This window comes from uncultured Aquimarina sp. (assembly GCF_947495315.1).
Taxonomy (GTDB): Bacteria; Bacteroidota; Bacteroidia; order Flavobacteriales; family Flavobacteriaceae; genus Aquimarina.
Window position 1 is genome coordinate 36,356 of record NZ_CANLYD010000025.1, and the last position, 26,719, is coordinate 63,074.

At 33.1% G+C, this 26,719-nt stretch carries 17 protein-coding genes; 4 read left to right on the forward strand and 13 right to left on the reverse strand.

Going from position 1 to position 26,719, the window contains the following annotated elements:
• Positions 1–69 precede the first annotated feature (69 nt).
• The 3 genes from Q0910_RS27535 to Q0910_RS27545 all read left to right on the forward strand — a co-directional run bounded on the left by Q0910_RS27535 (position 70) and on the right by Q0910_RS27545 (position 6,053).
• The gene (locus Q0910_RS27535; RefSeq protein ID WP_299223753.1) at positions 70–1,971 is read left to right on the forward strand and encodes a CocE/NonD family hydrolase; all 1,902 of its coding nucleotides are present in this window, start codon (positions 70–72) and stop codon (positions 1,969–1,971) included.
• A gap of 33 nt (positions 1,972–2,004) precedes the next feature.
• A complete protein-coding gene (locus Q0910_RS27540) occupies positions 2,005–3,873 on the forward strand; it encodes a DUF885 family protein (protein WP_299223755.1) in 1,869 nt (622 codons plus the stop codon).
• Between the two features lie 203 nt (positions 3,874–4,076).
• Positions 4,077–6,053 carry an ATP-binding protein gene (locus tag Q0910_RS27545; protein ID WP_299223757.1) on the forward strand — a complete coding sequence of 659 codons (1,977 nt, stop codon included), beginning with the start codon at positions 4,077–4,079 and terminating at the stop codon, positions 6,051–6,053.
• 2 nt (positions 6,054–6,055) lie between these two features.
• On the opposite strand, the gene Q0910_RS27550 is transcribed toward Q0910_RS27545, so the two are convergent.
• From Q0910_RS27550 to Q0910_RS27610, 13 genes are all read right to left on the reverse strand, one after another.
• Positions 6,056–7,354 carry an HlyD family efflux transporter periplasmic adaptor subunit gene (locus Q0910_RS27550; RefSeq protein WP_299223760.1) on the reverse strand — a complete coding sequence of 433 codons (1,299 nt, stop codon included), beginning with the start codon at positions 7,352–7,354 and terminating at the stop codon, positions 6,056–6,058.
• Positions 7,355–7,452: 98 nt separating this feature from the next.
• A complete protein-coding gene (locus Q0910_RS27555; protein ID WP_299223762.1) occupies positions 7,453–9,657 on the reverse strand; it encodes a peptidase domain-containing ABC transporter in 2,205 nt (734 codons plus the stop codon).
• A gap of 8 nt (positions 9,658–9,665) precedes the next feature.
• Complete coding sequence (locus Q0910_RS27560) at positions 9,666–11,258, reverse strand: vitamin K epoxide reductase family protein (RefSeq protein ID WP_299223764.1); 1,593 nt, start codon at positions 11,256–11,258, stop codon at positions 9,666–9,668.
• A gap of 52 nt (positions 11,259–11,310) precedes the next feature.
• Positions 11,311–12,594 (reverse strand): DUF6734 family protein, encoded by a 1,284-nt coding sequence (locus tag Q0910_RS27565; protein ID WP_299223766.1) that lies wholly within the window; start codon positions 12,592–12,594, stop codon positions 11,311–11,313.
• Positions 12,595–12,613: 19 nt separating this feature from the next.
• On the reverse strand, positions 12,614–12,829 hold the full coding sequence (locus Q0910_RS27570) for a hypothetical protein (RefSeq protein WP_299223768.1): 216 nt from the start codon (positions 12,827–12,829) through the stop codon (positions 12,614–12,616).
• Between the two features lie 506 nt (positions 12,830–13,335).
• On the reverse strand, positions 13,336–14,607 hold the full coding sequence (locus Q0910_RS27575) for a DUF6734 family protein (RefSeq protein ID WP_299223770.1): 1,272 nt from the start codon (positions 14,605–14,607) through the stop codon (positions 13,336–13,338).
• A gap of 95 nt (positions 14,608–14,702) precedes the next feature.
• Positions 14,703–14,945: a hypothetical protein gene (locus tag Q0910_RS27580; RefSeq protein WP_299223772.1), complete on the reverse strand. Its 243-nt coding sequence runs from the start codon at positions 14,943–14,945 to the stop codon at positions 14,703–14,705.
• Positions 14,946–15,093: 148 nt separating this feature from the next.
• On the reverse strand, positions 15,094–15,741 hold the full coding sequence (locus tag Q0910_RS27585; protein ID WP_299223774.1) for an acyltransferase: 648 nt from the start codon (positions 15,739–15,741) through the stop codon (positions 15,094–15,096).
• 358 nt (positions 15,742–16,099) lie between these two features.
• Positions 16,100–16,321 (reverse strand): hypothetical protein, encoded by a 222-nt coding sequence (locus tag Q0910_RS27590; RefSeq protein WP_299223776.1) that lies wholly within the window; start codon positions 16,319–16,321, stop codon positions 16,100–16,102.
• A gap of 341 nt (positions 16,322–16,662) precedes the next feature.
• Entirely contained in the window at positions 16,663–19,488 is a 2,826-nt protein-coding gene (locus Q0910_RS27595; protein ID WP_299223778.1) for an alpha-amylase family glycosyl hydrolase, read from the reverse strand.
• A gap of 66 nt (positions 19,489–19,554) precedes the next feature.
• A complete protein-coding gene (locus Q0910_RS27600) occupies positions 19,555–20,772 on the reverse strand; it encodes a SusE domain-containing protein (RefSeq protein WP_299223780.1) in 1,218 nt (405 codons plus the stop codon).
• 33 nt (positions 20,773–20,805) lie between these two features.
• Positions 20,806–22,425: a RagB/SusD family nutrient uptake outer membrane protein gene (locus Q0910_RS27605; protein ID WP_366142706.1), complete on the reverse strand. Its 1,620-nt coding sequence runs from the start codon at positions 22,423–22,425 to the stop codon at positions 20,806–20,808.
• Between the two features lie 5 nt (positions 22,426–22,430).
• On the reverse strand, positions 22,431–25,388 hold the full coding sequence (locus tag Q0910_RS27610) for a SusC/RagA family TonB-linked outer membrane protein (protein ID WP_299223782.1): 2,958 nt from the start codon (positions 25,386–25,388) through the stop codon (positions 22,431–22,433).
• A 225-nt stretch (positions 25,389–25,613) separates the two neighbouring features.
• Here Q0910_RS27610 and Q0910_RS27615 point away from each other — a divergent pair, with 225 nt between their 5' ends.
• Positions 25,614–26,636, forward strand: a complete 1,023-nt coding sequence (locus Q0910_RS27615) for a LacI family DNA-binding transcriptional regulator (protein ID WP_299223784.1) — start codon at positions 25,614–25,616, stop codon at positions 26,634–26,636.
• Positions 26,637–26,719: the final 83 nt, after the last annotated feature.

Here is a 26,719-nt window from a genome sequence, read left to right on the forward strand (position 1 = left end):
AATCTCCTTAAAAGGAAGCTTGTCAGCATTCCATTTTTTTATCTTCAGCATTCAACTAAACTCAAACAAATGCGATCAACTAGAATACTATTATTATCTCTTTTTAGCTTTTCGATTTTTTTCACATCTTGTGCTAAAAAAGAAGAAATAGCTACCAAAGCAGAGGTTCAAAAAACAGATAAAACAACTGAAGAAAAGGATGATTACGAAGTAAAAGAATATTATTCCAAACAGGAAGTGGATATTGTAATGAGAGATGGAACTAAACTTCATACTACAATTTATTCTCCTAAAGACACCAGTAAAGAGTATCCCATCCTAATGCAAAGAACTCCTTATAGTTCTCGTCCATACGGAGAAGGCGAGTTTCGATCTAAAATTGGCCCTAATGAGTTTCTGATGAAAGAAGGTAATATTATAGTATACCAAGATGTACGCGGACGCTGGATGAGTGAAGGAGTGTATGATAATATGAGAGCCTATATACCTAATAAAAAAGATAAGCAGTTTGATGAGGCAAGCGATACGTATGATACTATCGAATGGTTAGTGAATAATGTAGAAAACACGAATGGAAAAGTAGGAGTTTGGGGTATTTCGTATCCAGGTTTTTATGCTACCTATTCTTTATTAGATTCACATCCTGCATTAAAAGCAGTTTCTCCGCAAGCCTGTATTGGAGATTTCTTTTTTGATGATTTTCATCATAATGGAGCATATTTATTAAGCTATTGGAGAGCTACAGCAGTATTTGGTTATGAAAAAACAGAACCAGTAAAAGAAAGTTGGTACACGTTTCCAGAACTAAAAACTAAAGACCAATATCAATTTTTCCTAGATGCCGGCCCGCTTAGTACGTTGGATCAATATTATAAAGAGGATAATGTTTTCTGGACACAATTAAAAGAACATCCTAATTATGATGATTTTTGGCAAAAAAGAGGAATCATACAGCATCTTAAAGATATTAAACCAGCAGTGATGGTAGTAGGAGGGTTGTTTGATGCAGAGGACTTGTATGGACCTTTCGAAACGTATGAAAAAATAGAAAACAATAGTGAGAATTATAACATCATGGTCTTTGGACCTTGGAGTCACGGAGATTGGGCAAGAAATAAAAAACGTCAGGCTATTGGGAACGTATATTTTGGAGACGATATTTCACTCAATTTCCAAAGAAATATAGAAACAAAATTCTTTAATCATTTCCTAAAAGGAGATGGTGGTAAGAACACAGGGCTTTCTGAAATTCAGATTTTTGATACAGGAAAAAAGGAATGGAATACCTATGATAGTTGGCCACCAAAAAATGCAGAAAAGAAAACAATGTATTTGTCAGGTGATGACTTAACAGAAAGTGCAGGGAAAGGGTTTTCAGAATTTATTAGCGATCCAAAAAAGCCTGTTCCATACACAGAGGATATAAAAATGGTATTTACACCAAGAAAATACATGACAGATGATCAGCGTTTTGCCGCAAGACGTCCCGATGTATTGGTGTATGAAACTTCTGTACTCACAGAAGATATGACGCTTTCTGGTGAAGTTTTGGCAAAATTAAAAGTTGCTACCACGGGAACAGCTGCTGATTGGGTGGTGAAATTGATCGATGTGTATCCTCCTGATGCAGAAGATACAGAAGAAACTCAGGCATATCTAAAAATGTCTAATTACCATATGATGGTTCGAAGTGAAGTACTAAGAGGGAGATTTAGAAATAGTTTCAGTAACCCAGAACCTTTTGTGCCTAATCAGAAAACAGATGTGACTATTAAACTTCAGGATGTGCACCATACGTTTATGAAAGGACATAAAATCCAAATTCAGGTGCAGAGTACCTGGTTTCCTTATATAGATTTAAACCCACAAACGTTTGTCCCTAATATTTTTATAGCAAAAGCATCTGATTTTAAAAAACAAACTCATAAAGTATTTGATGATTCATCAATCGAAATTTCTGTTTTGAAATAAACTAAACTAACGAACCTTAATACCCTGAAAAAGATGAATAATGTAAAATTAAGCATCGTATTTATTTTCTCTCTATTTATATTTTTTAGTTGTAAAAATGAGAATGAAAAAAGCGAAACTGTTATCTCTAATGAAGAACAAATAGAAGTACATTCAAAGAAACTTAATGATTGGTTTGAAGCCCAGTTTCAGGAAGAAGTTGCTGATTCTCCTATGACGCAGACCTATTTAGGAGTTAAAACTGAAGATTATGGTAAATGGGATAATATTTCATCAAAAAAGGAAGTTCAAGATCTGGAAAAAGCAAAAAAGCGACTGAGGTACCTAAAGGATTCTGTGAATATTTCTAAGCTCAATAGAGCTACTTTGTTAAGTTTTAAGTTAATGAAAATTAATTTGGAAAATACTATAGAAGATTTTCAATATCGTTTTTATAACTATCCTGTAAATCAAATGCACGGAATGCAGGCAGAGATTCCGGCGTTTTTGATAAATATGCATCGTATCGAAAGTAAAAGTGATGCTGAGGCCTATGTTTCAAGATTAGAAGGAATGGATGAGTTATTTGGTCAACTTGTGGGAAATATAAAGATCAGAGAGAAGAATGGTATTGTTCCTCCCAAGTTTGTTTTTGCCAAAGTACTCAATGATAGCCGGAATTTAATAACCGGAAAACCTTTTGATGAATCTAATAAAGAGAGCACATTATTATCTGATTTTAAAGGTAAAGTTGAAAAGCTAGAACTTTCAGATGATGAAAAAACAGTATTGGTTTCTCAGGCTGAAAAAGCACTACTGGAAGCTGTAAAACCAGGATACGATAAATTAATCGAAATACTGGAGGATCAACAACAAAGAGCTACAGTTGATGATGGTGCTTGGAAATTCCCGAAAGGGAATGCATTTTATAATACTGCCTTAAAGCGTACTACAACGACCGACATGACTGCGGAACAAATTCATCAATTAGGACTTGATGAGGTTACTAGGATTCATAAGGAAATGAAGGATATTATGACGGAGCTTAAATATGAAGGTACGTTACAAGACTTCTTTAAGTTTATGAAAGAAGATGAAAGGTTTTATTATTCAAATGATGAAGAAGGTAAGGCAGCCTATCTAAAAAGAGCTGTAGGATTGATAGATAATATGAAATCCAGAATAGATGAGCTTTTCATCACGAAACCAAAGGCGGATATTATAGTAAAAGCGGTAGAACCTTTTAGAGAGAAGAGTGCTGGAAAAGCTTTTTATCAGAAAGGAACTCCAGATGGTTCTAGACCAGGGACCTATTATGCCAATTTGTATGATATGAAGGCTATGCCAAAATATCAAATGGAAGCTCTGGCATATCACGAGGGAATACCAGGACACCATATGCAAATTTCTATCGCGCAAGAACTAGAGGATATACCAAAGTTTAGAAAATTTGGAGGATATCAAGCTTATGTAGAAGGGTGGGGATTGTATAATGAGTTTTTACCAAAAGAAATAGGACTTTATAATAGTCCGTATTCGGATTTTGGGAGATTAGCGATGGAGTTATGGAGAGCATGTAGATTGGTGGTGGATACGGGTATCCATGTTAAAAAGTGGACAAGAGAAGAAGGAATTAAATATTATACGGATAATACACCAAATGCGGAGAGCGACGCTATAAAAATGGTAGAAAGGCATATCGTAATTCCTGGTCAGGCTACAGCTTATAAAATAGGAATGAATAAGATTCTGGAATTAAGAGAAGCGTCCAGATCAAAACTTGGTAATGAATTATTTGATATTAAAGAATTCCATGATGTTATTTTAACCAATGGAGCGGTGCCACTTACCATTTTAGAAGACCTAGTGAATGAATGGGTAGAAATAAAAAGTAATTCCTCTAAGAAAGAAGAAAGTTCTTAATGGCAGAGCTTTTATTTCGTAACAGTAAACTATGAGCCTTTCATCACCAGAAAGGCTTTTTTATACCCTGAATTGAGTTTTTTATGGTAATTCCATAAATAAAAGTAAGAATAATACTACTTTTTGATTGTTTTTTAATTGAAATAATGTATTTTGTGGATTATATTTGATTTTTATCTGTTTTTATCCCCAAAATAAAGCATATGAACAAAACAATTTATACAGTACTAGTTCTCTGTTGGACGAGCTTCTTTGGTTTTTCCCAAAGCCAAATAACAGGAGTTGACCTTTCCAAAATAAGGACATTAAACGATACAACATTGTTTAATAAATCAGTTAGAGATTTACAACAGTTCGTGAATGAGGACCAATTTGACAGGGTAGAACCTATAGCGGATCAGCTCATAATGTTGGCAAGCGATATTGGTTACACAAGAGGATTAGGTCTTGTCTACAGATTAAAGGGAGTTATCTATGATCGGACTCAAAGAAATATAGAATCCAGTAAAAGTTTCGAAAAAGCAATATATAATTTCAAAAAAATCGATGATAAAGATGGTTTAGGGACTGTAAGTAATGATAGATTTATAATCGAACAAAATAAAGGAAATCTTGAGAAAGCAGCCGCTTACCTTATGGAAGCTAAACTATATAGGGAACAATTAAATGATAGTGTTGGGTTATCAGGTATCTATAACAACCTAGCAATCATTTATAAAGAACTTAAAGATATACCAAATGCCGAAAAGTTTTATTTAAAATCTATTGATACCCGCAAAAATCTAAAAATAGACGGTGTAGGTATGGTTATGAATAATCTAGCCTTGCTATATACAGAAGGAGGGAAGCTTTCAGAAGCAAAGAAAATTCTACAGGAAGCCATGAAAATTAACAAAGCGGAAAATGACTTAAAACATACTGCTCAATCATATAGTATTATGGCGAAGGCCACAATGTATGGTAAAGAATATGAGGCTGCAAAAAAATATTATGACACTACCTTATGTGTTGGTAGTCAAGCTAATTATAAACTAATAGTTGTAAATGCAAAACAACAGTTGGGAATTATTGCATTAGAAGAAGGCCAGTATAAAAAAGCCGAAAAATTATTAAAAGCAGCAAGAGAAAATCTTGTAAAATCTAATGTGACATCATTAATATTAAAAAACTATAAATATTCCTTTAAGTTGGATTCTACTAGAGGTAATCTACTAGATGCTATAAAATGGCAGAAAGAGTATCAACAACTTTCGGACAAGAAAATGTATGAAAGTACTACACAGAAAGTTGAAAATGTGAAGTCAAGATATGAAGCAGAATTAAAGCAGCTTAAGCTAATCGATGAGCAAGAAAAAAGAGAACAAAGAACCAAGGAAGAATTGTTCAGGTATAGATTATTTACCTTTATTAGTTTGACCGTAATAGCAGTTATACTGGTTTTTATGATGCTGTTTATCAAAACCAGAAAAGAGAGAAAGAGGTATATCAAAGAGCTTAACGAATCAAATCAGGTTAAAAATAAATTATTTTCTATTATTTCTCATGATCTAAAAAATGAAATACACGGACTGGAAGGTAGTCTAAACTTAATGAAGGAAGATGTAATTTCTACAGAAGAGTTTAGAGAAATTGTTCCATTATTAGCTAATAGAACCCATCAAACGTCTATTTTGTTGAATAACTTACTGAATTGGTCAAAATCACAAATGAGAGAGTTAAATGCTAAGCCAACTACTTTTGATATAACAGAAGTAATCAGTAATAAATTCACTTTTTTTAAACCCAAAGCTGAGAAAAAAGATATTAAGCTTATTAATAAGTTGGATTCCACTATGATTTTTGCGGATAAAGATATGTTTGGGATTGTGGCTCAGAATCTAATTGCTAATGCCATTAAGTTTTGTAATCCTGGTGATTCTATAGCCTTAGTATCCAGAGAAAAAGAAGATCACTACGAAATTTGTTTTGAAGATACTGGAGTCGGTATTGATCCATCTAATCTCAATAAACTATTTGCAGAAGATACATTTACAACTAATGGAACGGAGAATGAAACAGGCACCGGTCTTGGACTTAGAATATGTAAAGAATTAATAGAACTTAATCAAGGTGAAATAAAAGTAGAAAGCACCCTTGGAAAAGGTAGTACTTTCTATATTTCTTTGCCTAAGGCTGCATAATTTTATTTATCCATTAAACTCCTAAATTGATAAAAGAATCTTTCTATAAGTCTTAGATCTTCAGTTATAATTTCTACAGAACCTCTCATTTCTTGCTGAAAAGGGATTTCTTTTTTGTAAGTTGTGATCAGTTTTTTAGGTAGCTTTACGTCGATCAGATATAATCCATCTTTATCTGGTAACATTGATATATAATTTACCGTTCCTTGTAACATTCCAAATTCATCATCTGGAAAATTTGCTAATTTGATATTGGCTTTTTGTCCTAATTTTATTTTCCCGGAATTTTGAGTTGGTGCTTTTATCTTCGCAACATATGAAGAAGATTCCTGAATTGGGATTACTATAAAAACAATATCGCCGGCAGTTACATTTTCATTTTCAAAACGATAATTAGAAAAAGAAACTCTTCCTTCTATATCGGATTGTAACAGATATCTTAATTCCCAATCTTTTATACTTTTTTTCAATTGATCAAAAGATTGTATCACCTTATTACGTAAACTTATTTCTTCTCTTTGTTGATTAAATTCTGTACCCTTTGATGTCTTCTGAGCATTACTAATACTCTCCTTAATCTGAGAAAGTTGTGTGTCATAGTTTTTATAGTTATTCTCAAACTGCAAGTACTCAATTTTTGCTTGTTCAAATTCTTGTTGAGAAATACTACCTTTATCATATAACTCCTGTTGTCTTGCAAAATCTTTTTTCTTGAAGTTTAGTGCACTTCCTTCAATTTTTTTCTGACTTAAGATACCTTCTTGCCTTCTATATAGCTCTGACAAGGATATCTGATTAGCGATGTTTTCATCAGAAAATGGTTTTAATTCTCTATTTAAACTATATTCTATATAACTATTCTCGAAAGTAGCATAACTTGTTTGTATATCTCCTAGTGCCAGTATTGGTGGCATTTGATCAAAAGGAAAATCAATTTGTCGATTATTAAGAGTGATGGTATCAATTACTCTTTTAAGACTAAATACATCGAGATAGTTTGCCGTATTTCGAAGAATAGCTAAAGGAGTTCCTTCTGGAACTGTATCACCTTCTTTTACTAAAATAGCCTCTATCTTTTCACTAACATTTGCTTGCTCTTTTTGTAATGGAACCTCTGTTGTTATAATGGCTTCTGCAGGTATTGTATCTGGGTATTTAAGCATCCAAGAAAGAAACAGTAATAACAATATTAATACTAATATTAACAAGTTTCCCCATCGAATCATCCAATGTGGTACGCGAGTTAAGATTTCCTGAACTTCCTCGCTTCTTAATTGTATATCGTCTAAATTATCTGGCATTTTTTTTGTGTAATTACGAATTATGAATTACTGCTTGTTTTCAATAAAATAATCTAATTTTCACTACTCACTACTCACTACTCACTACTCACTACTCACTACTTACCAAGTTCTAATTGATTTTTAACCAAATTATAATAGCTTCCTTTTTCTTTAATCAACGATTCGTGATTTCCAACTTCTATAATTTCTCCTTTATCTAATACTACAATCTGATCAGCATTTTTAACGGTACTTAACCGATGCGCTATTACCATAACCGTTTTATCTTTAAAAAAGGTATCCAATTTTTCCATGATTACCTTTTCATTATTTGCATCCAGAGCAGATGTAGCTTCATCGAAAAATAAGAATTTAGGGTTTTTATACACCGCACGAGCAATAAATAATCGTTGTTTCTGACCTGTACTAAGTCCTACGCCTTCCATTCCTATTTTTGTGTTATAAGACAAAGGCAGTGACTCAACAAATTCCTTAATGTTGGCGACATCCACTGCATGAGCTAATTTTTTCTTGTCCACATAGTCTTCTCCTACTGCAATGTTATTAGCAATCGTATCATTAAAGATATATCCTTCTTGCATAACAACTCCAAATTGATCTCTCCAAGCTTTTTGTGATACATTCTGTAAATCATGAGAACTGATGAATATCTGTCCTTCATCAGGTTCATAAAACTTTAGCAACAGTTTCATAAGTGTAGTTTTTCCACTACCACTGACACCAACAACTGCCGTTATTTTGTTCGCAGGAATCGATAAATCCAAATTTTGTAATACAGGCTTATCAGATCCTACATACCTAAAACTTAGATTTTTGATATCAAAACCAGAATTTTCCGGGATATCCCTAAGCTTTTCATCACCCGTCTTTTCTTCATCTTCTTTATTATGAATCTCTCCGAGACGTTCTAATGAGATCTGAGCATCTTGTAATTCTCTAAGAAAGTTAATCAACTGTGTTATAGGAGCATTTAATTGTCCTACAATAGATGTAATTGCTAACATCATACCTAGCGTGATCTCTCCATCGATTACTAGTATCGCAGAAAGAACAGTGATCAATATATTTTTTAGTTCATTGATAAAAGCAGAACCTACACTCTGATATTGCTCTAAAGCAAGATTTTCTATTGATATTTTAAAAAGTTTAGCCTGTACAAACTCCCAATTCCACCGCTTTCTTTTTTCTGCATTATGGAGTTTAATCTCCTGCATACCATTAACTAATTCAATAACTTTACTTTGTTCTTCACTTATCTGAGAGAAACGCTTATAATCAAGTTTTTTACGTTTTTTGAAAAATATTAAAATCCAAGCAAAATAAAACAAACTACCAATGGCAAAAACGGTAAATATGGAAAAACTATAATAAATAAGAACGATGCTAAATACGATTAAGTTCACCATTGAAAACAGCACATTTAGTGAAGACATGGTGAGTATTTGCTCGATTCTTTTATGGTCATTGATTCGCTGTAATAAATCTCCAGTCATTTTTACGTCAAAATAGGAGATAGGCAGGTTCATTAATTTTATAAAAAAATCTGAAATCAGTGAGATGTTAATTCTGGTACTTAAATGCAATAGAATCCAGCTTCTTAAAACATCAATTAATGTTCGTCCGATAAACAATGATAGTTGCGCAATTAATACTAAATATACGAAATCAATATCTTCATTTTCTATACCTACATCAACAATACTTTGGGTTAGGAATGGCGTAATAAGCTGTAATAAACTACCAGCAGTTAAACCTAGTATAAGTTGAAAGATGAACTTTTTGTATTTAAAAACGTATTTAGAAATAAATTTAAACCCAAATTCTTCATCTTTTTCATCTAGGTTGTCATTATAAAATTTTGGAGTAGGTTCTACCAATAATGCAACACCTTCTTCTGTAGTTTGATCCGCATTATTACCGATCCAGGCTTTTATAAATTCCTCCTTAGTATAAGTGATCAAACCATGAGCTGGATCTGATACATAAATCGTCATACCATCTTTCCTGGTGGTCTTGATTTTATAAACTACCACATAATGTACTTTGTTCCAATGAACAATACAAGGCAGTGGGACTTCTAATAATTGTTTTAAAGATAGCTTTACACCTAACGATCTAAATCCAATACTTTCTACAGCTTCGCTTAGGCCAAGTAAGGAACTCCCTTCTCTGGTCGTTTCACTTAGGGATCTAAGCTTCTGCGTATTCAGTACTTTTCCGTAATGTTTAGCTATGATTTTAATACAAGTGGGTCCACAATCTTTGGATTCAGCTTGTTTATAAAAAGGAAATTTTGGCATTCAGAGTTTTAATTTTGTGTAATGAGATCTTCTACAAAGAAAAGTAATTCTTTTCTATTATACGCATTAGGATAAGATTTCCCGTTTAATAATATTTCGGGAGTAAAGTTTTTATCATAACTCACGCACCATTGATGCTGTTTTTTAAGCAAGTTTAGGTAATTGTCATTACTGAAATTCCCATACGTTTTTAGCCAATCATTAGGTGCACTAGACAGGTAAATCTTGCTCATAGCAAGTTTGCATCTTTCTTCTCCTTCATCGTTAAATAATTCAGTAAGACGTGCTGCTATTTTTGTGCTTTCATTCTCTGAATGAATGTTCGGTATATTAAAACGTACAATGATTTGAACTTCTTTTTTATAGTTTTTCAATATGTTATCGATTAATAAGTGGACTTCTTTACAATGACCACACAAAGGATTTGTGATTACTGTAATTGATAGTTCCGGTTTTTCGGTTTTGTTACCCAGAATTATTTCTTTTTTATCTATTAATTTAGTTGGTAGTATTTCGGATTCTGAAAGCAGTGTGTTAAAAAGAGTATAGTTTCTTTTAAACTTGAAATGTTCGATTTTTAATTTTCTGGATGCTATCTCGTTTTTTAGTAATGGTATTACGTAAGACCATGCGGTTGAGATTAATAAAAAAGATATTAAAGTAAAGCCGAAAGAATAGCTATCAAATGTTAGTTCTTTAATATCAAAATTTGTAAAATATATTGTTATTGCTTGCAACCATAAAATAAGAGAGATAGATATACATAATAAACACCAGTTTTTTATAATTTTATATTGATAAAAAATGGAATATACTGTAAATGGGATTGCGCTAATAGAAATTAAATATATAAGGTCAATACTACTATTGTCATTAAGCAATATTAATAAAGAAGAAATAATTAGGGTGCCAAAATATACTATCGAAATATCACTAAGTTTTAATTTATTAAACAAAGTAGCTCCTTTAGAATTTAAGACAGCGTCGCAGTCGATGTTTTTTTGCTCTTTATTACAGAATTTATTAACCGTGCTAGATTGTATACCAAGTTCTTTTGATACTATTAATGCGCTAAATAGCAGACCTGAAAATGACAATAAATAATGGATGAAAGCTGTTAATTCGGGTTTTAACAAGAGAAATGATCCCAGTAAAATTATTACTAAAAAAAAGCTTACTGCGGTACGGTATTTAGGTTCTTTGTTAGAGGTATTAGTTTTACTATTTTCATTGGGATCAATAATAAGAATAACGCCAGTCCAGACTTTTAGAAATTCTTCTATAGAAAGTGTTTGCTTATATTCTCTACTAAAAATGAGATTGATTGTATTTTTTTTCTTGATAAAAATAACAAAATGCTCTCCAGTTTCGTTTCTAATTTGAGTAAGAGTATACGAGTTTAATTGTGATAAGGTTTCACTATCTGTAGGAATCTTGGCTGCAATATTTTCTATAGCAAAATGATCGAGAACCCCCGTAATTGAATGCAGGCTTGGGTAGGTGGGATGACTTAATAGTTGAAACTTAACCTCTTCTTCATCTATAGCAATTTTGTTCTTTTTTAAGAGTTTGTATAATAAGTAGATAACAGAATCTTTCATTAAAGCGAATTAATTATAATAGTATTGGTTGTGAAATTTGATTAAGTGTTTGTTATACAAATTCAGGCAATAGGATTTCATTGTACATACATCGATCCATAACCAGAGAAAATAATCGTTCTTCTAGCTCTTTTTTATCCATTTGAGAAGAAATAGATTCTTCTGCGTAGGCTTCGGACGCGGCATCTTTAATGGTATTCTCTTCTTCGAAGTAGAAAAGGAAAAAGTCCCAATCCTCCACTTTAATGGAGGTGTTTTTTAAGTCTTGAGGAGAATTGTAATATAATATTACATCGTTATTTTCATTTTCTTTAAAGGTAACACTCTTGTTTATGATAAATTTAGTATTCATTTTCTCATCCCAGGATGCGTTTTTTAACCAATCGAAGTTCTTTTCCAGATAGCAGAAACGTTTTTCACTAATACCTTTATATTCGCCATCAAATAACCCGTTCCTTTTTAAGGATTCGTTTAGTTTATGAAACTCGTCAGGAAATTCATATCGAAGCCTCGCTTCAATTTGTTCTTGGGTCACAGGTGACTTTTTGCCATGTCCCACGGTATGAATATAATATTCTTTTTCTGGGATAAGCTGAAATCTCATTACTTTAGAAAAAGAAGCATTCATTTCATCATAAAGAGCATTGGTGCTTAAATTATTTTCAATAGCTAGATTCATTCCTAGCATTTGCTCATAAACCATATTAAAAATACCGAGATCTATTTTGCTTAAGTTCGACCGATTATCATCAATAAATGAGAAAACTATTTTTGAAAGTTCCTTAAAAAAGGAGGTATTGTTCCCTCCGATCACCCCTGCATTAAATGCATTGATATTTCCGTTTTTCAGGTATTCTTTACTCAAGGTATTGGGTACATTTACAAATTCATGCAATATTACATCTAACACCTCTTTGTATCTTGGAAAATTAAACTCCAAATTCTGAAAACAAATATCTTTGCTAACAAATGATTCAGGAAAACGGTTCCATATAAACACATCGGTATCGACATGAAGAAACGGTTGATCCTGCATGGAGTATGATAAGATCTTACCTAATGCCCATAGACCAGCGGGATAATGATGTAAACGCTCTAATTTTGTGCTAACTGATGTATATGGGATTTGTAGTTTTTCTTTCAATAATTCGTTTCCGTAGTCATCGGTATACATTACTACATTTCCATATTGTTTTTTAAAAGTCAAACAACTCAATAGCGTGCTATAAAAAAACAGGTTGGTACTGGACCAACCCGCCTTAAATCTAGCACTTTCGTCATAGTTTTGTTCTAAAAAAGGTTTAGACCAAAAACTTTGAATGATTTTTATGCTCATATGTATTTAAAATGTTGACTTAATATGAAAGACATTTTCCATATCTACCTCCACCAATTGATCCCATATAGGCAGGAATATCGCAACCTATATTTAAGGGATACCATCCATGAACGCATCGAGGTAATCCACAGGTCACAATTTCATAACCACCATACCCTCCAGAGATTGATTTGCTTTCTTCTTTACTCAATAATCGAGCATCTTTGATTTTTGATAAAAACTTTTTTTTCATTTTGATAAAATTTAATTGTTCACCTACTCATTAGCTTTTCGGTATCCGCTTTTTGTTTGATGAGAAGTCATAATTTTCAGACATTAACCCTCAATCGGTCTGCGGTTGCGCAACCTAAACATTTATTATTCTTATCAATTTGCATTTGCAACTACAAACTAAATTGAATGCCAAATGATTATTATTTAATTTTACTCATAAAATATTACGGATTGTGTGGTGATAGTTTTATAAAAACTGGGATTTTTTCTGTTTGTTACTTGAAATTATGAGAAAAATATAAGAACAACCTGCTTTTTTTATGGCATCACCTCACTATTACGTTTTCGTGTTGATAAATTGTAGTTTGTAATAGATCTAATTCACAAAATTTTAACAAATAAGACTCGTTTTTCGGAGCTGGAAGATTTGGCTTCATCAATTAATGTTTTATGCTTTTTAAGCGCTTTTATAATAGATGTATTACGGAGTCTTTCAAAATGGAAAGAGTTTGAATTTGTGGATACTTAGATTATGGGCTGTAGAATTTCTAATAACATTGTTTTATCCATAATAAAGGAAATAAGTTTATCTTTCAATTCTTCTTTATTAGTATTTTCAAGAAAAGATTCATCTTCAGACAAGTCTTTATATAACTGATTAATAGTTGTAGGTTCTTCAAAATACAACAAGATGATATTCCAATCTTTAAGTTCTTGTCGCTGCAGATTATTTGTTTGTGGTATTATATGTTCTAGAAAATAGGCGTTATTTTCTTCAATTATTTTACAAGAAGGATTCAGTTTAAAATTTGTATTGCTAATATCATCAATAGATTTATTAGACAACCAATCATACATATTAAATAGAAAATCCATTCTTCTGGGACTTATATCACTCTCAAAGGAGTTTTTATCAAAATATGCAGCGAGTCTATTATTAAGTGCTCTATAAAATTCTGGGAAATGATATTTTAATCTAGCCTCAACTTGTTCACAAGCAAAAAATGATTTTTTAGCGTATCCGATACAATGTACATATTGAGATTGAAAAGGGACTGTATGGAAATTAATCACTTTTGAAAAGTCAGAATCAACATTTTCTAAATAATAAGACACGGGAATATTGTTTTTTTCAGCAATAGCGAACCCCAATTGCTGTTCAAATATAGTATTGAAAATCCCTACATCAATTTTATCAAGTAAATGTTCATTTTTTTCTATGAATTGAAGAACTTGTTCTTTTAGTTTTTTAAAAAAGTCAATTTCTTGCCCTCCAATTATTCCCGCATTGAGCGCGTGTATTTCTTTATTTTTGTATAATGAATTGATTAACTCTGTGGGAATCCAATCAAAATTGATAAAAACATCATTGAGAGCTTCCTCATACGCTGGAAAATTTATCTCAACATTTTGAGCAAATAGCGGAGAAGTAGTAAGAAGTTCGGGTAATTTTTTCCAAATAAACACATCAGAATCACAATGCATAAACGGTTCGTTCTGTTCTGCATATGTAAATATTTTTCCTAAAGCCCATAATTTAGAATTGTATTTATCTATTTGATTAAGAGTGATATGTACATTGGTATATGGAATGTCTAAAACATCTATCAATAGGTGTTTACCGTCTGTATCGGTATACAACTCTACTTGATCATAAAATTGTTTAAAAGTAAGACAGCTTAGAGCTTGACTGTAAAAGGCATATTTTTGATGAAGCCATCCACCTTTATATCTTGAGTTAGGATCTTCAGATTTGTTATTACTTGGTTTTGACCAGAAACTTTGTATTACCTTCATTTTTTTATTTTCTTGCTGATGCTTGTACGCTTTTATCTTTTTTAAAAACTAAAGACCCCTCAACAGAAGAGCCTTTGCTTTTTGATACATTTTAATTATCCCCAACAGAATAATGAAGGGTTTGGTCTATAAACATAAAGTCTCTGACCAGCCGTTCCTGGATTAAGAGTTGGGCAACCTGGCTTATAAGCTGGAGCTCCTTGGTTTTGTGAACCTCCGCATATAATAAATGAACAATTTCCAGCACCAAAGGATCCGTCATATCCTCCCACGATAGTTTTAGTTTCTTTCTTAGAAAGTACTGACGCTTTGATCTTTTTCAAAATGTCTTTTTTCATAATTACATTGTTTTTTAAATTAATAATGATTTGTATAACAAACTATTACTCTATAATACGATTAAACGGTAATACGTTACGTGGGGAAATATCACGTAAACGTTGTAGTGTTGATAATAAATATCACTTTATGATTTTTTTAAGAAAATTATAATAAATCTCTTATCCAATCGGTGTTTAATTTGATAACTTTAGCAGGAATTCCTGCTGCTATTGAATTATTAGAAATACGTTTTGTGACTATTGCACCCATGCTTATAACACTATTATTACCTATGTTAGCACCTTTAAGAATTTTGACATGTGCTCCAAGCCATACATGATTTCCAATGTTAATGCTTTTTGCTTGATTAATCCTTTTGTTGCTCTCTAGATCAATTATGCTATGAGAATCACTTGTACGTATAGAAATGTTATCGGAGAACATACAATCTTCCCCAATTACAATACTGCTATCATCTTCTGTAGCTGCTATATGTGCCCATTCAATAGTAGTTTTTGCTCCTATGATAATTTTACAATTAGTATGCTCTAACCAAAACATCCCACCACTTATTCTACATCCTGATCCTATTTCTAAGTAATGATTGTCTCCCTGAATATTGATAATAATATTCGAAATGTTACAATCATTTTTGATCAATATCTTATTATTATTGCCATTTATAGTGATATTGAGATGAAATAGATAATCACTTTGTTTTTCGATGATGTTATTATTTCCAATAATAAGATCACTTGGTTGTATAGGGTTATATTTTTTTTTATTGAATAAATTTTTAAAAGTTCTTATCATGCGATTAATAATATTGAGGTTTTAAGAAAGAAAGGGGATACTTTATAGACGGTATTTTTTTAGATAGAAAGATTTCGAGTCTATTATTTTGAACTTAATCTGGAAGGATATCATATAAAGTAGGCTCTTAGACGGAATAGTTGAAAATTAATTCGTAACGATTCCTTTTTATAATTCGAATTGGAATATTTCGATATATGATCATTGTGTTGGAAACGATAATACCAGCTGTTGTTTGAATTTGCTTTTACATTAAATTCAAATGACAACTGGTATAAATTTATATTCTCATAAGGAAGAATTAAAAAAGGCTGATTATTAGAAAACAGCCTTTAATACGTTTTAATTAATAATTACCTTAACAGGTAGATACACAATGTAGACTAGGATTAGGTCTATAAACATATAATGGTCTAGAGTCACAAGGATTTGAAATCCGATTCAATTGATTTTGGCTGCCTCCACAACAAATAAAAGAGCAATTACCTGTAAAAGGGCCATCATAACCACCCACAATTGTTTGTTTTTCCTTTTTCGTTAGCACAATTTTTCTAATGTTTTTTAAAATGTCTTTTTTCATTATATAAAGATTTTAAGATTTTTAATAAGATAGTTAATCTAAAGATTTGATTATCGGTATTGTGCTAACTACAACGTTATAGTGTTGATAAAACAATATTTTTGTGTTTTATTTAAGAATAAATCCTCAATGTAGTTTTAGATATAATTAAAACTTATGACTAGAATTAATAATACTCTATTAAGTGTTTTAAAAAACAAACATTCTTCTTTAAATTTATATTGTAAGGAGTTTTACTGTATACTATAAAATTTAATATAATAATTCAAAATTTCTAAAAATAAAAAGGGAGTATTCCGCAGAAACTCCCTTTAAATAAGAATAACTAAAGTTCTAGAACTTTAGTTTAAACTAAGTTTAGTAGTGGCTATTCCTTTTTCGTTTTGGATTTGTACTAAGTATAATCCTCTGGATAATTCTCCAATTTCGAAACTTGTTCCTGGTTGGAAATCACCTTCGAATTTTTTGGCTAATGCTCCTGTAATGGTGTACACAGATACTTTTTGTACCGATTCATTAATACTAAAAGCTGTTTGTGCTGGATTAGGATATGCATCAAAACTAGCACCTTTAATAACATCTTCGATACCTAAAGTAACAGATTCTTGATTTCCGAATATCTTAAACTCACCCGGCTGTAATGTGATAAGAGCGTTTACATCTGTTACATCAATTGTTTCTCCAGTATCACTTAATAAATCATACCAAGTACCTATTTCTTGAAATTCTGGATCAATATCTAACGGATCAACATCAAAATTACCAATGATAGTTACATGTTTTATCTCATCTCCGGTTGCGGTATCATCGGTTAAATGAATTTTCTTATCTGCAGTTGAGGAAACGGATAAGGTGAAATTATCGGTTTTGAATATTTTATCATTTAACTTTAATCTAATTAACTTAGTATATAGATCATAGACATCTGTTCTGTCAGTAACGTTGAGATAATCCCAACGAATAGGCTTAGGATTTGTTCTACATCCATTATCAATGGATCCGTCCTCACATCGGTTGATACTAAAACCATATCCTAATTCACCAAATTGCCAAATCATTTTTGGACCTGGAATGGTAAAGTAAAATGCTCCGGCAAGTTCTACTCTATCTAAAGCGGTTGATAATTCTGTAACATCATATGCAGGAGCACTGGTGTCATTACCAAATTGAACATTTTTATACATCAATCGCTCTTCATCGTGACTTTCCATATAAGAAATTGCAGAAGGACCGTCAAAACCTTTTACTTTATAGGATACTCCTGAAAAATTGGATTTACCACCGTCATGGTAGCCCATTGTAGATTCATTGTAAGGATCGGTTTGTTTGTTCCAAAGTAATATACCTTTACCTTCATTAGCCCGGTAATCAGCCCATTCCTTTTCTTCGGTAATACGTCCTAAATGTTCAAAAATGACATAAAAATCAGGATTAACAGCCCATTGATAATCAGCATATTCTTTTAGAATATCAACTCTGTCTTGCTGAAAAGCATTCGTACAAGAATCATCAGAGGCTGTACAGTTTTGAGTAAATCCTTTGGTTAGGTCCCATCTAAAACCATCTATGTTATATTCTTCAATCCAATACTCAACAGTTCTTTTTACATAATCTTGTGTAGCCTGTTTACTATGATCAAAATCATTAAACACACTAAAAGAATGCGTTGCTGTCTGGTTAAAGAATGGGCTATCTGCACTTGCTTGCCCACCATAACCGCCACCAGATGTATTCCACATTCTGTAATATGGGTTTTGACCAGAAGCATGGTTATAGACAACATCCAATATTATCGCGATTCCTCTGGCGTGACATTCATCTACAAATTGTTTAAATGCTGTAGGAGTACCATAATATTTATCTAATGCCATATGGAAAGATGGGTTATACCCCCAGCTATTGTTTCCATCAAATTCTGAAACAGGCATCAATTCAATAGCATTAATTCCTAAGTCTTGCAAATAATCAAGTCTTGCTTTAACTGAATCAAAAGAATGTAATGCATCAAAATCTCTAATTAATAACTCATAGATTACTAAATCAGTAACTTCAGGTCTCTGGAAATCGGTTGTTTGCCATACATATTCAGCTTCACTTGTTTTAAACCAAGATACGGCATCATTCGTTTTCCCTGCCGGATAGCTTGGTAAATTTGGAAAAGTAGTAGCATCAATAAATCCATCGTTAAATTCAGATAATATTAATGTAGCGTAGGGGTCAGCAACAGAGATGGATGCGTCTACCACATATTGATATAAGATATCAGCATTATTTGGTAAGTTGTCTATTGTAATCCAGAATCGATCTTGAGCACTATCTTTATTTAACAAGTAAGTATTGTCAAGAGCCCAGTCATTTCCGTTAAAATTTCCTTTTACGTGAACAAAGTTTTTTCCAGGTGCATATAGCACTAAAGTGGCAGAAGTACCATCTAAATTTAATCCGTCTTTCATTCCTGCAGGTACTGGCGCTTCATTGTTCACAGGAGTTGTAATAGCAGAGAAAGTTTCGGATAAGGAATTAGAAGTTCCTGATTCTGTAGCTACAAGTTCGAAGTCTATACTTTCCGTAATCGTATAGTTAGTCGTATAGTTTGTTATTCCGTTTTGTGTGTCAACAGAAACACCATTAGCATAAAGTTCGAAGTCTGCATTTAAAGTTGTAGTTGCAGTAATTGTTAAGTCATTTCCACTATCAATAATGCTTACAGATTCTGTAGGTGCATCTAAAGCCAGCTGAAAGATACCAACGTCGACTATATTGTCTTGAGTTTTATTATCTCCTGTACCATCTTGAGCTTTGGCTAACATACCGATACGGTCAATCCCTGTAGCACCATAAAAGATTGTAGGTGTTAGGGTGATAGAGTATGTGCCATTTCCGTTGTCAGTAAAGATCTGCGGTTGTGCACTATTCGATGAGTCTGTCCAGTCCCCATTATTAGGAGAATTGATAGCTGCAGTAGCGGTTGGACTATCAAAGTACCAAGCCCATAGATACAAGTCTGTTGCTCCCCAAACACTAAGATCCACTCCAGATACTGTAATGGTAATCTCATCACCCTCATTAAACGCTGGAGGGTCAATGGTAAAAGTTGCATTTTGCTGCTGTGCATAGGACATCATCAGTCCTAGAAAGAACACAAATACTAAAGTAAATTTTTTCATGACGTTATGTATTTAAAGTAAAAAGGCTGTTATTAGATATAACAGCCTTTTCGTATTTATTTTTGATTATTGCAATACTGCGGAATAAGAATATCCTCTTGGGTTACTCAAATCAAGAGTAACCACATACGTACCATCAGCATCCACGGATAAATTAGGTCCGTTAAAGTCCATAGATCCATCGTTTCCAGCATCTCCTCCTAAGTTTAATGCCCAATCATCATTTGCTCTAAACTTAAATTCTCCAGCAGTAAGATTAATGGTGATCGTCCATACTTGCGTTGTAGCATCATATGTCATATCGTGATCGTTTCCAGGTACACCTTCAGTTCCTCCAGCTGGCCATCCAAGTGGAGTAGCACCACCAACTAAGGCCCATTCTGCAGGTTCTACACTATACGTGATGTTATCTACATCAGTAAGATTAGCTCTTACTAAATAATACCCAGCAACAGAACCGGCAGGTAAACCACAGTTTACTTCTCCTTCTTGAACTAAAATCTCAGTGTAAGATCCATCACTAGCTCCAGCATCACCATAATCTCCATCAAAACTAGTCGTTGTAGGTAAGAATTTATAATTAGCACCTGCATCATTAAAGAATACAAAACCTTCATATTGTGTATCTTCTTCATCTCTAGCCATAATAGCTGGCGCATTTTCAGAAGCAGTCCAGTTTGGACCATATCCACTTGCTTCTAAGAAGCTTCCAACTACATATAATTTAGGGAATTCTACTTCCTCTATAACAGGTTCTGGTAAGAAAACATTAATAGGTAGTATGTCAGAAATAGTAGAAGGGCCACCATCTGTTGTTCCCACAGAAGCTACTAATCTAAAAAACAGTTCACCAGCATTATTAGGAACAGGATCTCCATCACTATCAAGAATTGGGTTTCCATCTGCATCTACCTGAGAGGTCAACGGGTCATTATCAAGACCAGCAGTTGCTGCTAAGTCAAATAATTGTTGTACCGTTACAGGGATATCATTAGCAGCAGTAGTTCCTAAACCAGTAAAAGTTTCGAATGTAGATTCACCAGAACCTTGAAGGGCGTAAGTAATAGCAGTGTCTACTCCAAAATCAGGAGATTGCCATACAAATCTTTCTGCAGTATTGTTTGATGCTTCTATTGTTAATACATATTCTGAAGAAACAGAATTTGTAAATGTAATTGCCTCTACAGGGTCTTGCGCTGTAAATACTAATGCGTCGTCGTCAGTACAAGCATTGAACCCAATTAAGGCTACTAATGCCATCACTATTATTGATATTTTTTTCATGTTGCTTATATTTTTAAAAATTGAGTTTAATAATTAATAACCAGGATTTTGACCTAGATTTTGATTGGCAGCTCTAGCTGCATCAGGAACAGGAAATAGATCTCTAAATGCAGGAATCGCAATTCCATTTTGAGAATTTCCTTTAAGTGCCCAGTTGTATCCACCACCAGAGAATAATCCAAAACGCACAAGATCTTGTCTTCTGTGTCCTTCCCAATACAATTCTCTTGCTCGTTCGTCAATGATAAAATCAAGATCAACATCTGCGGAAGAAACAGTTGCAGCATTACTTCTATTTCTAAGATCATTGATATATCCTAAAGCGGTATTAGGATCACCACCACCACCTCTCAGATTTGCTTCCGCATACATTAGATACACATCAGCTAATCTAAACATAGGGAAATCTACATCAGAAAATTCGTTGCCAGCATCAGTTCCGGTTTCACCAGTAGTTGTTACGTTAGTGTACTTTTCTAAAACAAAACCTGTTGTAGGATCTGTTATATTTGATATTTCTGGAGTTCTACGATCTTTAATAATGGTATTTCTATCATCATCTATGAAATCATCACCATCAAATTTTTCTGAAAACTGAGGAGATATTCTGATCGCCCCTGACCATCCTGCAGCTGTAACACCAAGGTTTTCTCCATTTCGTTCAATACTACCAACTGCTCCATTGGTCATTACCGTAGTAGGGCCAAAGTTTTGTGTGAATTGTCCATCGGCAATTAGAGGAAATATAATCTCATTAGCAGCTTGATTAGTATTATTATCACCTCTAAAAAGATCCTTATAGTTATTCGCTAGAGTGTATCCTCCATTAATAATTCTTTCACAATATATTCTACAATCACTATAACGATTAGTGTCAATATAAACTTCTGCATTTAGATACATTTTAGCTAGAATTGCCCAAGCTACTCCTTTGTCTCCTCTACCATATTCATTTCGTCTTGGATCTGTAAGTTCAGGCTCTATGGCTAGTAATTCACTTTCAATAAAATCAAATAATTGTTGACGATTCATTTCAGGGCCTTGAGTACTTCCTACCACATCATTTTCAGAATAAAATGGTGCTCTTCCATAAGAATCCATTAAATTGTAATAAGCTAATGCTCTAAGTAATCTAGCTTCAGCTCTATATAATGCGATTTCTGTTCTTAATTCTCCAGTAACACCTCTTGAATCTAATTTACCATCAGTTGTTTGACGTAAAAATTCATTTGCTAATGATACAGAGAACATTGCTCTACTAAAGAAACCACGTATGATAGTATTTGCTCCTGTCCAGGTAGATGTTTGTAAATCATCTATGAATCCAGCTTCATCGTTTATATAAGTCCATACGATTTCATCCGTAGTAAATATTTGCATATTCATAATACCACGACCGTATTGACTGGTACCCGCATCTACACCACCGATATTGGAGGATGTCGGTCCGGCTAACCCAGTGAGTGATAAATTTCCATATATTCCTGCAATTGCTTGTTCATAAGAACCAGGATCGGCATAAAATTCTTCTGCAAGGAAAATTGTATTGTCCCTTGGATCCTGATTAAGATCGTCTGTACAAGAATTCAGAGAGATGATAGCAATCATCAACGCTAAAAACTTGAAGTAATTATCTTTTATATTCATTTTCATAACAATTAATTAAATTTTACGTTAGCTCCCATCAAGAAAGTTCTTGCTCGTGGGAAGAGGGTTTGATCGACTCCAGAAAAGATTTCAGGATCTAAACCTGAATATTCAGTTATGATAAATACGTTCTGAACACCACCCCATAATCTTATTGAAGAAGTATCTCCGAAGAACTTCTTAAATGTATATCCTAAAGTTACGTTGTCCATCTTTAAAAATGAAGCATTTTCTACATAAATATCAGATTGGAAAGTATCTCCAAAAACGTTAAAGTTGGTGTCTAACAATGAAGTGTTTTGATTTGCTAAAGTTCCATTGTTGTTTATAGCATTGTAAGTAGCTCCTCCTTCTACACCGTTAAACATATAGTTTCCAAGACTAGCTCTAAGGTTAAAAGATAAATCAAAACCTTTGTATGTCATATTGGACTGGAATCCCATTGTGACGTCAGCTGTATTGTTTCTGTATATATATTTATCATCACTATTGATGACATTATCTCCATTTAGATCAGCATAAGCACCTTCAATCGGAGCTCCGTTAACATCATACAATTGTTTGAAAACATAGAAAGAAAATGGAGCAAACCCTTCTCTGTGGATCTGTATATTACCACCGGTACCACCTACTGATGGTCCTACTAATTGATCTTCACCACCAACAAGTTTTTCTACCTTTTGATCAAGAAAAGCAGCATTATAGTTGATATTCCATGTAAAGTTTTCATTTCTTACAATACTAGCATCTATATTTACCTCAATACCTTCTGTTAATAGATCACCTAAGTTTTGTGGGCCAATGTTACCAAAGTTAGCACCATCCGGCAAACTTCCTTGAACAAATAAATCTTCTGTTTCTTTTCTATACACATCAATTGATCCATTAATTCGATCATTGAATAGACCATAATCCAAACCAATGTTGTATTGAATAGTAGTCTCCCAAGTAAGTAGTTCATTTCTAAATCCAGGAATAGAAACTGGAATAAGTCTATTACCAAACGTATATTGATCGGTAATTGTACCTTGTGCATATTGTTCTATAAAAGGTAATTTGAAATCATTGGCGTCGGTGGTAATATTTTCTTGTCCAGTAACACCATATCCTAATCGAAGTTTAAGATTGCTTAAGGTTTGGGAATCTGCTAGGAAGTTTTCGTCAGAAATATTCCAGGCAAATGCAGCTGCTGGGAAATTACCCCATCTATTATCTTCACTAAATCTTGACGTCCCATCTCTTCTATATGATAAAGTAAGAAGGTATTTGTCGCTCAGGCCTAGGTTTGCTCTAGCAAAAAATGCAGCCAACACAAGATCTGGATCAGATTGTGCTCGAGATTCAGTTTCATTGTCTCCTCTTAACTCACCAGAATTAAAATTATCTACTCTAAACTTTTGATAAGAGTACCCTCCTGTTACATCTAAATTTAGTCCTCCTAATGCCTTTTTATAATTAAGATATGAATCAAATAGAGTATTCCTTCTATAGCTCGAAAATTCAGATCTTGAACCATCAAGGATATTACCAGTCAATTGCTCCCCGCCAGCACTTTCGCGCGATAACTCGTTAAAACCATCACCATTTTGTTCGTCAAAACCTACATTAACAGTAGCTGTTAATTCAGGTAAAAACCATAAAGAATAATCTACTTTAAAATTACCAAAGTAACGATCTACTTCACTACGATTGTTTCTTTGTAAAAGAGCAGCAACCGGGTTTGTGTTTGCCATAACGTCATTAAATGATCCATTTGGATTAAGGCTATCATATTCAAAAAAGCCACCAAATGGAGAATTAGGGTCATATACCGGTTGTGTTGGATCAAAAGCTATTGCTGATCCTTCAACATCAGCTGCAAACCTATTTTTTTCGAAAGTAGCATTTGCATTTAAGTTAAATTTTAAATTACCATTCAAGAAAGATGGGTTTAAAACCAATGATGTTGTCGATCTTTTGTATTCACTTGTTAAGCGTAAACCATCTTGATCTAAATGACCTGCTGAGAAACGGATTGGTAATACATCAAATAAGGATCCTCTTACAGAGATATTATTGTCGGTGGATACTGCATTTCTGTAAATTTCTTTTTGCCAGTCCGTATTAGCTGTCCCTAGTTGACTAGCATCAATGTTATTATTTATCAATGACTGTTCTAATACCAAACTTCTAAATTCATCAGCAGAAAAGACATCCACAGTTTCAGGAATAGTATAGATCCCAGTTTGAAAATTATAATCTACTTTTAATCCTTTACTTCCTTTTATAGTTTCAATAATAATAACCCCTGCAGAAGCTCTGTTTCCATAAATAGCAGTTGCAGATGCATCTTTTAAAACTGTAAAAGATTTAATGTTGCTAGGATTGATTGAAGATAATACTGATTGAGAACCACCAACAAAATCATTACTTACGGGTAGACCATCAATAACTATTAGAGGATCATTAGAAGCATCCAAAGAACTTCCTCCACGAATTCTGATTGCTGCTCCTGAACCCGGAGCACCACCTGGTGTAATATTAACACCGGCTACACGTCCATTTAATAAGTTTTCAGGAGAAATAATATTTCCTCTGTTAAAATCATCCGCAGTTACTGTACTTACAGAACCTGTTAAGTCCTTCTTTCTGGCAGAACCATAACCAATGACTACTACCTGTTCCAGTTCTGCCGCATCTTCTTGTAATGCAACATCAATTCTCTCGTTTCCGGAGTAAGTGAATTCTTGAGGCAGAAATCCCACGTAAGAAAACTCAACAATGTCTCCATTGTTAACTCCGTTTAAAACGTAATTTCCATCAAAATCTGATGAAGTTCCGTTTGTTGTTCCCTTTATTATAATATTAACACCGGGAATCGGTTGACCATTTCCAGCATCAGTAACAGTACCACTGACTGACGACTGTGCAAAAAAGCTCATTGGTATCAACCACAATAAAAACAATGCGCTTTTAGTAAATGTTTTCATATAAATTTAAATTAGTTTTTAATTGTTTTTAGCCTTATATTTTCACTTTCTGAAAGCCAATGTATGTAAAATCTATGTTAAATTTGAGCTACGGTGTAGCCGTAACCTTACGAAAACGTTTGCGTGTGGATAACTTTTAAAATTCTGTTAAAATTTTAAGGGGATTTGTGATCATATCGCATATTTTCGCGTCAAAATTTAACTTTTAATTAAAATTCAAGGGAAATGAAGCAAAAAGTTACGTTAAAACAAATAGCAAAAGAGCTTGATGTATCTATCTCAACCGTGTCAAAAGCATTAAAAGATAGTGTAGAGATAAGTTTGGATACTCGACAAAAGGTAAAAGCTTTCGCTAAGTTGTATAATTACAAGCCTAACAACATTGCACTTAGCCTGAAAAACAGAAAAACAAAAACAATTGGAGTTATAATTCCTGAGATCGTCCATCATTTTTTTACTACAGTAATTGGTGGTGTCGAGAAGGTTGCCAATGAAAAAGGCTATAATGTGATTATATGCTCTTCAAACAATTCTTTTGATAAAGAAGTAATTAACTTGGAAATGTTAGCCAGTGGAAGCGCCGATGGTTTTATTTTATCCGTAGCAAAAGAAACACAACAAAAAAAAGATTATCATCATATAGAAGAAACCATGAGTCAGGGAATGCCTGTCGTACTTTTTGATAGGATTATAGACGAGCTTGTGTGTGATAAGGTAATTATTGATGATGGAAAAGGCGCCCAGACTGCTACCAATCATCTGTTGTCTTTAGGATGTAAAAAGATTGCTATTCTTACAACTGTAGACTACATTAGTGTAGGTAAGCTGCGAACCAATGGATATTTAAGAGCGTTAAGAGCTTATGATATTACTGCTCGTGAAGATTATATTCTAAAAATAGAAGATATTGATAATTGCGAATCAGAAATTTCAGATTTCCTTGAAGATAAGGATGTGGACGCTATTTTTGCTGTAAATGAACTGTTTGCAGTAACTGCCGCAAGAGTTTTAAATGAAAAAGGTAAAAAAGTACCTGAAGATGTATCTATTGTAGGGTTTACGGATGGTATATTATCCAAGCATTTTATTCCTAGTTTAACAACCATCAGCCAACATGGAGAAGAAATGGGTATAAGAGCCGCAAAGCTGCTTATAGATAAGCTCGAAGGAGAAGAAGATGTTCCTGAAGAATATAAAACGGTGATTATCGATACTAGCTTGATCCAAAGGCAATCCACAAAAAAATAACACACTAAAATTATTTTATTTAAAATAAAATAATATATTTGATCCCTATCAGAACTTATATTTTCACTTTCTACTAACATAAG

Bases quoted from the DNA above. Each gene is read 5' to 3' on its own strand.
- Q0910_RS27535 (WP_299223753.1), top strand. From the start codon at position 70: ATGCGATCAACTAGAATACTATTATTATCTCTTTTTAGCTTTTCGATT.
- Q0910_RS27540 (WP_299223755.1), top strand. From the start codon at position 2,005: ATGAATAATGTAAAATTAAGCATCGTATTTATTTTCTCTCTATTTATA.
- Q0910_RS27545 (WP_299223757.1), top strand. From the start codon at position 4,077: ATGAACAAAACAATTTATACAGTACTAGTTCTCTGTTGGACGAGCTTC.
- Q0910_RS27550 (WP_299223760.1), bottom strand. From the start codon at position 7,354: ATGCCAGATAATTTAGACGATATACAATTAAGAAGCGAGGAAGTTCAG.
- Q0910_RS27555 (WP_299223762.1), bottom strand. From the start codon at position 9,657: ATGCCAAAATTTCCTTTTTATAAACAAGCTGAATCCAAAGATTGTGGA.
- Q0910_RS27560 (WP_299223764.1), bottom strand. From the start codon at position 11,258: ATGAAAGATTCTGTTATCTACTTATTATACAAACTCTTAAAAAAGAAC.
- Q0910_RS27565 (WP_299223766.1), bottom strand. From the start codon at position 12,594: ATGAGCATAAAAATCATTCAAAGTTTTTGGTCTAAACCTTTTTTAGAA.
- Q0910_RS27570 (WP_299223768.1), bottom strand. From the start codon at position 12,829: ATGAAAAAAAAGTTTTTATCAAAAATCAAAGATGCTCGATTATTGAGT.
- Q0910_RS27575 (WP_299223770.1), bottom strand. From the start codon at position 14,607: ATGAAGGTAATACAAAGTTTCTGGTCAAAACCAAGTAATAACAAATCT.
- Q0910_RS27580 (WP_299223772.1), bottom strand. From the start codon at position 14,945: ATGAAAAAAGACATTTTGAAAAAGATCAAAGCGTCAGTACTTTCTAAG.
- Q0910_RS27585 (WP_299223774.1), bottom strand. From the start codon at position 15,741: ATGATAAGAACTTTTAAAAATTTATTCAATAAAAAAAAATATAACCCT.
- Q0910_RS27590 (WP_299223776.1), bottom strand. From the start codon at position 16,321: ATGAAAAAAGACATTTTAAAAAACATTAGAAAAATTGTGCTAACGAAA.
- Q0910_RS27595 (WP_299223778.1), bottom strand. From the start codon at position 19,488: ATGAAAAAATTTACTTTAGTATTTGTGTTCTTTCTAGGACTGATGATG.
- Q0910_RS27600 (WP_299223780.1), bottom strand. From the start codon at position 20,772: ATGAAAAAAATATCAATAATAGTGATGGCATTAGTAGCCTTAATTGGG.
- Q0910_RS27605 (WP_366142706.1), bottom strand. From the start codon at position 22,425: ATGAAAATGAATATAAAAGATAATTACTTCAAGTTTTTAGCGTTGATG.
- Q0910_RS27610 (WP_299223782.1), bottom strand. From the start codon at position 25,388: ATGAAAACATTTACTAAAAGCGCATTGTTTTTATTGTGGTTGATACCA.
- Q0910_RS27615 (WP_299223784.1), top strand. From the start codon at position 25,614: ATGAAGCAAAAAGTTACGTTAAAACAAATAGCAAAAGAGCTTGATGTA.